The following is a 12240-nucleotide window of genomic DNA, read 5'->3' on the forward strand; positions in this document are numbered from 1 at the left end:
CGTCCCTCTCTTCGAAAGGGTCAGATTCTGGAAGTCATCTCTGGAGCACTACCCGTACACCGTTGGGGATGCCGACCGCGATGGCCTCGGTGCCCTGCGCGGTTAGGGCGGTCAGGGTCTCGTCGGCGCCCCACTCGCCGCTGTAACTGGTGGCGGCGTCGAACACGTTCTGTCCGTCGTGAAAGTACACCACCGGGTACCGCCGCCCGCTGTCCGTGTAATAGGAGGGTGGCAGCCACACCAGCACAGGCCGGGTCGCGTGTTGCGCGTCGCCCACCCCATCCAGCTGCCAGAGTTCCCCGGTGACGGTGCTGTCCGCCCGGCGCGGGTAGGGCCGCCAGTCGGTCACGCCTGCCCCTCGACCAGCGCCTCCAGGCCCAGGCGGTAGCCCAGGAAGCCCAAGCCGCTGATCTTGCCGCGGCACACGGCCGCCGTGACGCTCTTGTGGCGGAACTCCTCGCGGGCGTCCACGTTGCTGATGTGCACCTCGATCACCGGGACGCGCTGCCCGGCGATGGCGTCGCGCAGCGCGTACGAGTAGTGCGTCAGCGCGCCGGGATTCAAGACGATGCCGGTAAAGCCGTGCTCCTCGGCCTCGTGGATCCATTCGATGAGCTGGCCCTCGTAGTTGCTCTGGCGGCAGGTGACAGCCTGCCCGAGTTCCGCGCCCCAGGCGTCGCACTGCCGTTCCAGGTCTTCGAGGGTCTGGGAGCCGTACACGCCGGGTTCCCGCAGGCCAAGTCGGTTGAGGTTGGGGCCGTTCAGCACGAGCAGCATGCCCGCAGCGTACCGCCCCCGGCGTGTGGGCCAGGGGCGGATTGTGCAGCCGTGATGAGGAGGGGAGCCTCAGGTCAGCAGGTCGAGGTCGCGGAGAGCCTGCTGCCAGCCGCTGAATTCCTCGCGCAGCACGCTTTCGGAAACGCGCGTCAGGTAGGGCTGGGCGAGGTCTTTCAGGAGCACGAAGCGTACGCCGTCCGCATCCGCCTTCTTGTCGCGGGCCATGAAGGTCAGGGCGTCCTCGAAGGTCACTGGGGGCAGAGGTGCCGGCTGCTGCCATGTCAGGAACGCGAGGGTGTGCCCGGTCAGGTCCGCGCCGCCCAGCGCGCGCGACAGCCGCGCCGCGTAGTGCATGCCGTACCCGACGGCGTCGCCGTGGGATACGCCGTGGTGCGTGACGGCCTCCAGCGCGTGCGCCAGCGTGTGCCCGAAGTTCAGGTACGCCCGCTCGCCGCGTTCGGTTAGGTCGCGGGTGACGACGCCCGCCTTCACGGCGATCGCGTCGGCCAGGGTATCTTCCAGCAGTGGGCCGCCGGGGCGGAACTCCGGGGACAGCACACGGTCCAGCAGGGTGGGATCGCTGATCAGACCGTGCTTGAACGCCTCGGCGGCGCCCTCGCGGAACACCGCGCCCGGCAGGGTGCCCAACGTGTCGGTATCGCACCACACGGCGCGCGGCGGCCAGAACGCGCCCACCAGATTCTTCCCCTCGGGGAGGTTCACGCCGGTCTTGCCGCCCACCGCCGCGTCCACCATCCCCAGCAGCGTGGTGGGCAGCGTGTAGAACGCCACGCCGCGCAGGTAACTGGCCGCCACGAAGCCCGCCAAGTCGGTCGCCGCGCCGCCCCCCAGCCCCACGACTGCGCCGTCGCGGGGGATATTCGCCCCCGCCAGTTGCGAGAGCACCCCCGAGAGCACCTCCAGCGTCTTGCAGTCGTCCCGCGCGGGGACGGGTACGGTCACGACCGGATTCAAGGCGGCCTGCACCCGCGCCACGAACTCGGCGGGCAGGTCGGTGGGGTGAATCAGGGCGACGTGCCGCTCGGGGACCCTCAGCGTGCCCAGCAGTCCCGCACCGACCTCCACCGCGTACGGCTGCGCGCCACCGATCTCAATCCGACGCACGCGACTCCCCGCCACCCGCCGCGTCCAACGTGTGATCGTGCGCCACATGATCGAGGGCCCAGGCGTGCTGCGCGTCCGCCCACGACCACAGGCGGTCGATGATCTCCTCGACGATCTCCTCGCTGGGCCGCCCGTCACTGTGCACGTGAATGGTGCCCTGCTGGTACACCGGGGCGCGCTCGTCCATCAGCGTGCGGATGCGCTCCAGGGGGTCCTCGGTCCGCAGCAGGGGACGGTCGCTGTGCTTCGTGCGCTGGTACACCGTCTCTGGCGTCGCCCACAGCACCACCACCGGCCCACGCTCCAGCAGGCGGCGGCGGTTGTCCTCCTGAATGAAGGTCCCGCCGCCCAGGCTGATCACGGCGTGCTCCAGCCGCGTCACGCGCTCGACGACCTCCTGCTCGCAGGCGCGGAAGTACCCCTCGCCCTCCTGCGCGAACACCTCCGGGATGCTCTTGCCGACCACCCGCGTGATCAGCTTGTCGGTATCCACGAAGTGCAGCGCCAGCGCCCGCGACAGTTCCCAGCCGATCCGGCTCTTGCCGGTGCCCATGAAGCCCGCCAGCGCCACCCACGACACCGGACGCTCGATGAGGCCGGAACTGAACATGGGGGACAGTGTACGGGAATCCTCCGGGAGCGGCGTGACGCTTCCCCCGATCCAGTCCTCAGGAACCTCCCGCAGGTGCTCCGTCAGCCCGGCCTCCAGACCCACCCGGAATGCCCGCAGGCTGCGGCTTCGGCCCCCCTCGGTATCGTTCAGCATGCGGCTCAGTACGTCTGCGCGAAGGCCCGCGCCGCCGCCACCCGCTCCTGCAACTCCGGCAGGGTGTCCCCACCGAACTTCTCCAGGATCGCCTCGGCCAGCACCCAGCCGATCACGCACTGCAGGATCACGCCCGCCGCCGGAACAGCTGTGGTGTCGCTGCGCTCGCGGGCCGCGTCGGACGCCTCGTGCGTCACCACGTTCACGGTCGGCAGCGGTTTCATCAGCGTGGCAATCGGCTTCATGGCGACCCGCACGATCAGCTCCTCGCCGTTCGTCATACCCGCCTCCAGGCCGCCCGCGCCGTTCGTGTCGCGCGCGTACGTCCCCTCCCGGTAGTACACGGCGTCGTGCACGCGGCTCCCGGGCTGCACGGCGTTCTCGAAGGCCCGGCCGATCTCCACGCCCTTCATCGCCTGCACGCTCAAGGCCGCCTGCGCGATCTTCCCGTCCAGCTTGCGGTCGTAATGCACGAACGACCCCAGGCCAACCGGCAGGCCCCGGAAGCGCACCTCTAGGATGCCGCCCAGCGTGTCGCCGTCCTTCTTCGCCTGATCGATCCTCTCCCGCATCTGCGCGGCGGCGTCCTCATCCGGGGTGCGCAGGTCGCTGTTCTCGATGGCATCCAGCGCGGCCCAGCTGAACGGCATCCGCGTCTCGATCCCTGCGAGGCTCGACACGTAGTTCGCGCCCTCCACACCCAGTTCGGACAGCAGCTTCAGCGCGATGCTGCCCACCGCCACGCGCGCCGCCGTCTCCCGTGCCGAGGCCCGCTCCAGCACGTCCCGCAGGTCCTTATGCCGGTACTTCACGCCGCCCGTCAGGTCCGCGTGACCGGGCCGCGCGTCCGTCAGGGCCTTCTTGCGTGGCTCGCCCCCCGGCTCGGGCGACATGATCTCCGTCCAGTTCCGGTGATCCTTGTTCGCAATGGCCAGCGTGACCGGCGCGCCCGTCGTCCGCCCGGCCCGCACCCCGGAGAGGATCTCGGCCTCGTCCGTCTCGATCACCATGCGCCGCCCACGCCCATACCCGCCCTGACGCTTTCGCAGCCACGGGTCAATGTCCCCCTTGCCAAGCGGCAACTGGGAGGGCAACCCCTCGATGATGGCCGTCAGTTGCGGCCCGTGCGATTCGCCAGCGGTCAGGTACCTCATGCCTCCCGACTGTACCGCCTGCTCCGCAGACGCCCGGCGCCCCTGCACAAACAAAGCGCGCCCCCACCACGCAGGCAGGGGCGCGCCACCGAAATGACTTACTGAACGATGTTCCCGGTGATGACCACCAGCAGCTGCGTCTGCTGCTTGGTCGTGCTCTGTGACCCGAACAGCGCCCCCACCACGGGAATGCTCGACAGGAACGGCACGCCCGCGTTCGTGGTGGACTCCTTGGTGGCCAGCAGCCCGCTGAGCAGCAGTGTCTCCCCGTTCTTGAAGGTCAGCGTGGTCTGCGCCTCGCTGTTCGTGAACTGCAGGAGATTCGGCAGGGTCGACGCATTGATGGCTGTCTGGAGCGCATTGACCTGCCCGCGCACGCGCAGTGTGATCGTGCCGTCCGGCGCGACCTGCGGGCTGAAGAAGTCCAGATTCACGCCGTAATCAATCTGCTTCTGAATCGGCGGCACGCCAGCTGCGGACGAGGGAATGTTCACTTCCAGGCGGCCGCCACTCTTGACGCTGGCCGCCGCGTTGCTCGACGCGTTCTGCGTGTCCCCGGCCGTGCCCAGCGAACGCTGACCGCTCTGCATGGTGATGCTGCCGTCATACACGCTCTTGCTCAGTCCCTGGTTCTGCAGGGTGTTCAGCGTGGCGCCCAGGTTGAAGCCATATAGACTCTGCGTCGGGTCGAATGACACAGCCAAGCCGTTTGCAGCGCCGGTAGAGATGTTGAAGCCCCCGAAGCCCGCCTTGAGGTTCACGCCCAGGCTGCGCGCAGCGGTCTCCGTGATCTCCTGAATGCGGACCTGCACGTTGATCTGCGGCACCTTCTGATCCAGCTGCGGGATCAGTTCGGCCACCTGCGTCACCTGACCGGCCGTACCGCGCACGATCAGCGTGTTCGTCCGCTTATCCGCGATGATCGTCACGGCGTTCGCTCCGGTGGCCGCAGGGGCCGTGGTGACGGGGGATGTCGCGGTCGTCGTGGTGCCCGTGGTTGCCCCGGTGATCTGCGTGGTGCCCAGATCGCGGGACAGCGTGCCTTCCAGCGTGGCCTTGACTTCCTCGGCGCTGGAATTCACGAGCGTGAAGACCCGCTGCGTGATCTGCTCGCCGGCCACGACCGGTGCGGCGCGGTCCACCTGACCCAGCAGGGTCAGTGCAGCGTCCAGCTGGTTCTGCGGGCCGGTCACAACCAGCTGCCCGGTCTGCCCGACAGGCGTGACCTTCAGGCCCGGGTACTGGGCGGCCAGCAGCGCCACGATGTCAGCCTGTGCGCCCTTGACGGTGTACACGCGCTGCACGGTCTGCACCTCGGCGGTACCTTGCGTCGCTGCCGTGCCGGTCGTGGCGGGTGTGGTGTCCAGCTGCGCGAGCAGGCGGGTCACCTCGGCCACCTCCTTGTTCGTGCCGCGCACGATCACGGCGTTGCTGCGCACGTCCGGCACGATCCGCAGCGTGCTGCTGTCCAGCTTCACGTCGACCAGCGTGCGGGTCACGCCGACCGTGTTGCCCTGCGCGTCCTTCTGTGGGGTCTCGCTGTAGGTGGGCGTGCCGAAGAACAGCTTCACCTGCTGGCTGGCCTGCGTGGCGTCCGCGTTCTTCAGGGTCACGGTGCGCTGGATGGGTGTGTTGCTCACGCGCAGGACCGGCTGCCCGGCCAGGGTCACCACGTCGTAGGTCAGGCCGTACACGTCCATCAGCAGCGGCCACACTTCATTGAACGGCTTGTTCTGGAAGGAGTACACGACGGGACGGGTGGCGTCGGCGGCCGTGCCGGCCGCGGCCGACCCTGTGGTCGCCGCGGGGGCGGTCCCGCTGGCCTGCGGCAGGGCGTCCACGTTCGTGTCCAGGATCAGGCCGTACCCGGCGCTCTTGGCCAGCGCGGCCAGGAGGCTGGACAGCGGCCCGCCGTAGCGGCCGATCTCGACCGTCACGCTGGCGTTTGTGAGGAGTGGGTCGGCCACCGAGGGGGTCGTGGGGGCGGTCTGAGCGGCGGCCATGCCCAGTGCAGCGGTCAGCAGGAGAGAAGCGAAGCGTTTAGTCATGGCTCACCTTTTATCCAGTTCGAGGGTCTTGGAGTCGTTACCGAGGCTGAGGGTTGCGCCGGTCGCCGTGACTTCCTTCACGGTGACTTGGCTGTCCGGCAGGGTCTGTCCGACAGCCACGACCACGTACCCGTCCTTGCTGCGGAAGATGGCGGTGTTCACCGGGCCGAGCACCACGGCATTGAAAGCGAGTTGCTGCGTCTGAACAAAAGCGTCGAGCGACGAGGCCGTGGAGGAGGTCGCGCCGGGGACGCCGCTGCCGACCTCGCTGATGACCTCCGGCGTTCCGGGGGTTGGCGCGCTGGTCGGGAGGGTGCTGGCGGGCGTGGCGCTCGGCGTGGCCTGCGCAGTCACGTTGGGCACGCGGGTCAGCGTGGGGACGTTCACGCCAGCCACTGGCGGTTTGACCGGGGCGGTGACGGCCGTGGCGGTCGGGGTGTTGACGGGCGTGACGGCCACGGTGCCGCCCGACGTGATGGGCGTCACGACCGGCGGGTTCGTGCCGCCGTCCGCGCCGGGAATGGTCGGGACCGGGATCGGGCCGGTGCTGCTGCCGCTTGTGGGGCCGGACGAGCCTGGAATCGAGTTCAGGCCGAGCGCGCCGCCCGTCTGGATCGGGGTGATTGTGGGCGTGCTGGCCACGGGGCTGGGGTTGCTGCTGGTCGTGCTGGCCTGCGTGGGGGTGGGTTCAGGGGCGCTGCTGGTCGGCGTGGCGCTGCCCTGCGCCTCACCCGTGCCGTCCAGCGCGAGGGGCCGGAAGGGGTTCGAGCCGGGAATTGCGGCCAGCGTGCCCGCGGGGTTGATGCCGGCTGGCGTGGGCGGAGTGTCGGCCGGTTCGGCCGCGCCGGCTGTGGTGCCCGCGTCCCCGGTGGGGAAGGGCGGGATGACCTCGACGTCCACCTTGCCGCCGGTGGCCACGCCACTGCCTTGCCCGGCACCCTCGCCGGATGCCTGGGGCGTGGTGACGGGCACGGTGTCGCCGGGCGTGGTGACGGGCGTCTGCCCGGCGGTCGTCTGCGGGTCGGCCGAGTCGCCCCTGTTGGTCAGGACGTACCACAGGCCAATCGCAGCGACGAGCAGCAGCAGGCCCAGCAGCAGTTTCATTTCACGGGAGAGTTTGACGGGCGCGCGCGTCACGGGTTGCCTCCTGCCGGGGCGGGTGCGGCGGGCGCAGCGTCAGGCGCGGCCGGGGTGGTGCCCGCCGCGGGCGTGCTGGCCTGCGTGGGATCGAAGGTGTACACGGTCAGGGCCAGCGTCCCTTCCAACCTGGGATCGAAGCTGTCCGCCTGCGGAAGCTGCAGGGCCACGTTGTTCACGTTCGTGAAGCGGCTCATGGTCTCCACCGAGCGCAGCAGCTGGAACAGCTGCCCGAAGGTGCCGGACACGTTTACGTTCAGGTTGATGGGCCGCACGCCGCCGGGCAGTCCGGTGGCGGCTGCGCTCGCGACGGTGAAGTTCGACATCGTGGCCCCGGCCGCGGCGGCGTTCAGGCGAATCTCGTCCAGGATGCGGTAGTAGTTCGCGGTCTTGGGGAGCGCGGCCAGGAAATCGTCCTGCTGTACCTTGAGCCCGGCGACCTCCTCGCGCAGCGCGGGAAGCTGCTGGGCATTGCTGCGCATGACGGCCACGCGGCTCTGTGCGGTGTCGAGATCGCTTTGCAGCAGGCTGATCTCCTGCTGGCGCGCCTGGTAGCGCATGGTGTACCACAGCGCCGCCACCACAATGCACGCGGCCAGCACGATGAAAAAGAGGTTGCGTGGCGAGAGCTTAATTGACACGGCCGCCCCCTTGCGAGCTGGACGCACCCGGCGCGGGCGGAGCCTCCGGGGTGCCGCCGGCCGGGGTCGTGGTCGGGCTGGTGGCGGCCGCGTCGCCCTTCACGATGCCGACCGTGGCATTGAAGGTGTAGCGGCCCGTCTCACCCTCAGACTGGAGACTGCGGAAGTTCACGCCGAAGTTCGGGTTGTTCTCGAACGTCCGCAGGAAGTTCACGACCGCCTGCTGACTGCTCGCTGAGCCGCTCAGGTCAATTTCACGGGTCACGTTCTGACCAGTGTACACACCGTTCTGCTGCTGAGAGGCCAGGTTGGTGGCGTCCACCGGGCGAATGGTCAGGCTCTTGAGGGCCACGCCACTGCCGCCCGGAAGCTGCGCCGTGAAGCTGGCCAGGTCGTTCGTCCAGTAGGTCTTGGCGTCGCGCAGCTGACCGGCGATGGCGGTGACCTGCTGCAACTCGGTCTTCTCCTGTGTCAGCTGCCTGAACTCGCGGTCGGCGGGGGTCAGGGCGGCGATCTCACCGTTGACGCTGTCCAGTTCTTTCTTGATGTTCCCGATCTTGGTGGCGGTGGCGACCTCCACGCCCAGCAGGATCAGGGCGGTGAGGACGGCCACGCCGATCGCGGCGGGTTGCCACAGCGTGGGCTCACTCTGCTTGCGGTACTGCTGCGGCAGCAGGTTGACTTCAACCACGGCCGGTCACCCCCCGCAGCGCCAGGCCGAGCGGCACCGTGAATTCTGGCGCGTTGGCCTGCAGGTACCCGGTATCCACGTTTGCCTGATCGGTCTGCACGGTCAGCCAGGGGCTGGCGACCTCCACGCGGAAGCCCAGCGCGTCACTGATTGCGGCGGCCAGGCCGCGCAGTTTCGCGCCGCCCCCGGCCAGGAACGTCCGGTCGATGACCACGTCGCCGCTCTGCACGCGGTAGAACTCCAGGCTGCGGCGGATCTCGGTGATCAGGTCACCCAGGACGGGCCGGACGACCTCGAACACCCGCGCGGGCGAGTACTGCTCGCGGGACATGTCGAAGTTCAGCAGGTCCTCCTCGTCCTCGGTGGGGGTCGTGGCGGTCGCGTAGCCCAGCTTGACTTCCTCGGCGGCACTGAAGTCCAGATCGAAGGCCTTCTGTAGCGCGGTCGTGAAATCGTCCGCGGACACGTTGATGTTGCGGGCCATCAGGACGCGGTCGCCGCGCACGAGGTTGATCACGGAGCTGCTCGCGCCGATTTCCATGACGAGCGCGACCTCGCCGGATTCGGTGTAGTTGCTGCCGGTCAGGGTGCTCTTGGTGAGGTGTTCGCCCAGCAGATTGCCGCGCAGGGCGCGCAGGGCCGCGAAGGACTTCAGGTCCACGATGCTGGGTTCCAGGCCCGCGAGGCGCAGCACCTCGACCTGACGCGCCACCGCCTCGGTCGGCGCAGCCGCGATCACGACCTCCATCTGCCCGTCGTCAGGGACGTTGGCCGGATCGTCCAGCAGGTCGAAATCGAGGCTCACGTCATCGATGGGGTAGGGGATGTACCGTTCCGCCTCCCACTTAATGGCTTCCTGCAGGTCCTTGCGGTCCATCTTCGGCACCATGATGTTGCGCGTGACCGCCACTTGGTTCGGGACCGAGGTGACGGCGAAGCGGTTCGTGATGCGGTGCTCGGCCAGCAGGTTCTTGAGTTCGGTCGCGACCGCCTGCGGCTCGACCACCAGTCCGTCCCGCATGCTGCCGATGGGCGTGGGCACCATCACAGCGTGCTGGAGGGACGGGGGCGCGCCGGGGCGCAGGGCCACGACCTTGATGGCACTCGTGCCTATTTCCACGCCCAGGGCATTCGGGCGTGGACTGAGTAAGCGGTTCAGGAAACTCGACATTCTCCCTCCAGGATCAGGCGGATTTTAGCATTCACTCATCTGGCGGCGGGAAGGCCGGAGCAGGCGGTGAGACGACGACGCACGGACAACGAAGTGAGGACCACGGGAACTCCATATAACCACCTCACCACTCACGCAATCCTGACTCCCTGAAACGCACGCGGCACGTCCGGGCGCGCTTCTCAGCTCCGGTCACCTGCTGCCGCCTCCGAACCCTGGTGGGCACGGCACGAACAGCCCGGTCACCCACCCCGTACATGAAGGCTTCTTGAACGGGGTGCTTTAGTACACCACAAGTCAGCCCCACAATTCACGGAATTCCTCACGTCCAGGTGAGTTCCAGGCACGAATCACATGAGTTCACCCGCTGCCATGCCTATAGTCTGGGCAGCGCGTCAGGTGAGGGCATTCAGCACAGAACTCTGGCCGTCAGCGGCCCTGAACGGCTCAGCGGGCGACCAGATCCGGCGAGAACACCCGCACGCGGCCCTCGGGCGTGACCGTCACCAGCCACGGACCCACCACCCCCACCCGGCCCGGCCCGTGCGGCACACTAGCCCGCACGACTCCCGCCGCATCCACCCGTTCCAGATTCAAGCCCGTCAGGCGGTACGTCCCCGCACTGGTGACCACCTCGGGCACCGTGCCGCCCCGCACGCCATCTGGCACCCAGTTCAGCAGCGTGAACCCCGCCCCCGGCTGCACGGAATTGTCCGGCACCCGCACCACCTGACCTGCCCGCAACACGTACTCCAGCCCGTCCCCACCCGTCAGCGCGGCCACCGGCATGCCCAGGACCCCACTGGCCGCCGCCCCGCTGTACTCCACGGCGCTGCCGTTCTCCCGGTACACCCGGGAGGCACTCAGCGCCGCCACGCGGCCCACGTCCACTGTGCGCGGTACGCCGTCCAGCGTCACCACCGCCGCCAGGGACGGCACGCCCGCCCACGCCTGACCGTCATGCCACGCGACATCCACCGTCGCCGGCAGCGCCGGACACGCCGCCTGGAAGGACGGCGCGCGCGCCACGCAGGCCCGGCCGTTCACCACCCACGCCACGCCCGCCTCACTGAACGCCGCGCGCAGCGCCCCCGCCGGGGATGACGAGAGCGTTGGCGCGCAGGCGGTCAGCGCACCCAGAAGCAGAGCAGGCAGGAATCGCACCCCTGCATTCTGCCGGACCCTGCCCGGCAGCGGATGGCGGCTTCATGACAGCTGGTTTCCACCGCCACACAGCGTTCAGCAGGCAGAAAGTGGGGGACTGAAACTCAGGCGCAAAAGTGGGCCATGCCCTGCTCGTTCGTCGGCTCTGGCCTCTGCCGTGACGAACGATCGGACAGACTGCGGCGACGCACGCCCGGTTCGGCTGTCCGGTCAGTCGCCACGGGCGTCCAGAAGCCCCTGCACCACCACGTCCAGACCCACGCCCTCCTGAGCGCGCCGCTCGGGCGTCCAGCTGATCCCGCGGCTGGCCTTGACCAGCACCACGTCCCCCTCCTGCACCTGGGCGAGCAGCGCCTCCAGCAGTTCCGGCACCGTTGCGTAGGCCTGCTCGCCCAGCTCGGCAGCGAACGCGCCCACCCCGAACGTCACGTCCGCACGCTCCCGGGCGTACGCGCCCACCTCAGCGTGCAGCGCCCGTTCCGTCGGGCCGAGTTCCAGCATGCGGCCCAGCACGCTGATGCGCCGCCCCTCCCAGCCGCTCAGGGCGTCCAGCGCCGCCCGCACCGCCACCGGCGAGGCGTTGTACGCATCATCAATGACCGTGAACCGGCCCGGATGCACGCGGTACCGGCCGCCCGGCACGCTGACCCCCGCCAGCCGCTCCGCGGCGCCCGCTAGGTCCAGACCAGCCTCGCGGGCCAGGTGCAGGCTCAGTACGGCCGCCTCGGCCTGCACCGTGGACGCCAGCGGCAGCGTCACGGGCCGCCCCGCAAAGGAGAACGAGGCGCCCTCTGGCGTCACCCGCAGGTTCTCACCCGCGAACGTCACCGGTCCGAACCCGTAACTGTCCACGCCCGGGTAGAAGGCGGCCGCCTGCGACCCCACCAGCGAGCGGACCGGCTGCCCCTGCACGTCCCGCAGGATCACGCCCTTCTCCCGCACGATCCCCTCCATGCTGCCCAGCTGCTCCAGGTGCGCCGGACCGATGGACGTGATCACGCCCACATCCGGACGCACCAGGTCCACCAGTTCCGCCATTTCGCCCACCCGGTCAATCCCCATCTCCACCACCAGGGGCCGCCCAGCACGCCCGAACTCGACCAGGAAGCACGCAATGGCCGGCATGGTGTTGAACACCGGCATGAAATGCGCGTCCAGCGCCGCCGCCGCGTAACTCTTCGCCGTGGTCTTCCCGGCGCTGCCCGTGATGCCCACCACCAGCGGCGCGTGCTGCCGCTCCGCGCGGCCCCACGCGAACAGCGCCTCCCTTGCGTCCGGGACCCGCACCGCGCGCGGCACGTCCAGATCCGTCAGCACGAACGGCGCGCCCGCCGCGAGTGCCTGTTCCACGAACGCATTCCCATGCCCCCGCTCGCCAGGCAGCGCCACGAACGCCACATCCGGTGAGGCTTCACGCGAGTCCCAGGTGAGGCGCCGCGCCACGCGGGCCTCCGGATGAACAGCAGCCTGAAAAGGAAGAGGCAGGTGTGGGTCCAGCATGCCCGGCAGGGTAACACCCCCGCCCGGGGGAACCATGCCCCCAGCAGTGGCGCCCGCCCACATTCA

At 69.2% G+C, this 12240-nt stretch carries 12 protein-coding genes; all 12 read right to left on the reverse strand.

Features of this window, described 5'->3' with window-relative positions; genetic code table 11:
• Positions 1 to 34: 34 nt before the first annotated feature.
• The gene (locus IEY63_RS11625; RefSeq protein WP_229784672.1) at positions 35 to 349 is read right to left on the reverse strand and encodes an alpha/beta hydrolase-fold protein; all 315 of its coding nucleotides are present in this window, start codon (positions 347 to 349) and stop codon (positions 35 to 37) included.
• The gene (aroQ, locus tag IEY63_RS11630) at positions 346 to 777 is read right to left on the reverse strand and encodes a type II 3-dehydroquinate dehydratase (protein WP_189069195.1); all 432 of its coding nucleotides are present in this window, start codon (positions 775 to 777) and stop codon (positions 346 to 348) included. Before aroQ ends, IEY63_RS11625 begins: the two co-directional genes overlap by 4 nt.
• A 69-nt stretch (positions 778 to 846) precedes the next feature.
• Positions 847 to 1902, reverse strand: a complete 1056-nt coding sequence (gene aroB, locus IEY63_RS11635) for a 3-dehydroquinate synthase (RefSeq protein ID WP_229784673.1) — start codon at positions 1900 to 1902, stop codon at positions 847 to 849.
• The gene (locus IEY63_RS11640; protein ID WP_373290910.1) at positions 1889 to 2668 is read right to left on the reverse strand and encodes a shikimate kinase; all 780 of its coding nucleotides are present in this window, start codon (positions 2666 to 2668) and stop codon (positions 1889 to 1891) included. Before IEY63_RS11640 ends, aroB begins: the two co-directional genes overlap by 14 nt.
• Positions 2669 to 2673: 5 nt before the next feature.
• On the reverse strand, positions 2674 to 3822 hold the full coding sequence (aroC, locus tag IEY63_RS11645; RefSeq protein ID WP_189069198.1) for a chorismate synthase: 1149 nt from the start codon (positions 3820 to 3822) through the stop codon (positions 2674 to 2676).
• A 98-nt stretch (positions 3823 to 3920) separates the two neighbouring features.
• Entirely contained in the window at positions 3921 to 5870 is a 1950-nt protein-coding gene (locus IEY63_RS11650; RefSeq protein WP_189069199.1) for a secretin N-terminal domain-containing protein, read from the reverse strand.
• 3 nt (positions 5871 to 5873) lie between these two features.
• Positions 5874 to 7007: a hypothetical protein gene (locus tag IEY63_RS11655; protein ID WP_189069200.1), complete on the reverse strand. Its 1134-nt coding sequence runs from the start codon at positions 7005 to 7007 to the stop codon at positions 5874 to 5876.
• On the reverse strand, positions 7004 to 7648 hold the full coding sequence (locus tag IEY63_RS11660) for a type IV pilus inner membrane component PilO (RefSeq protein ID WP_189069201.1): 645 nt from the start codon (positions 7646 to 7648) through the stop codon (positions 7004 to 7006). Before IEY63_RS11660 ends, IEY63_RS11655 begins: the two co-directional genes overlap by 4 nt.
• Positions 7638 to 8339: a fimbrial assembly protein gene (locus IEY63_RS11665; RefSeq protein WP_189069202.1), complete on the reverse strand. Its 702-nt coding sequence runs from the start codon at positions 8337 to 8339 to the stop codon at positions 7638 to 7640. The genes IEY63_RS11660 and IEY63_RS11665 overlap by 11 nt, the downstream gene beginning before the upstream one ends.
• Positions 8332 to 9510 carry a type IV pilus assembly protein PilM gene (gene pilM, locus IEY63_RS11670; RefSeq protein ID WP_189069203.1) on the reverse strand — a complete coding sequence of 393 codons (1179 nt, stop codon included), beginning with the start codon at positions 9508 to 9510 and terminating at the stop codon, positions 8332 to 8334. The genes IEY63_RS11665 and pilM overlap by 8 nt, the downstream gene beginning before the upstream one ends.
• Before the next feature lie 447 nt (positions 9511 to 9957).
• Positions 9958 to 10674 (reverse strand): hypothetical protein, encoded by a 717-nt coding sequence (locus IEY63_RS11675; protein WP_189069204.1) that lies wholly within the window; start codon positions 10672 to 10674, stop codon positions 9958 to 9960.
• A 210-nt stretch (positions 10675 to 10884) separates the two neighbouring features.
• A complete protein-coding gene (gene murF, locus IEY63_RS11680; protein ID WP_189069205.1) occupies positions 10885 to 12174 on the reverse strand; it encodes a UDP-N-acetylmuramoyl-tripeptide--D-alanyl-D-alanine ligase in 1290 nt (429 codons plus the stop codon).
• Positions 12175 to 12240 lie beyond the last annotated feature (66 nt).

The sequence above is a fragment of the Deinococcus radiotolerans genome, from assembly GCF_014647435.1.
Classification (GTDB): Bacteria; Deinococcota; Deinococci; order Deinococcales; family Deinococcaceae; genus Deinococcus; species Deinococcus radiotolerans.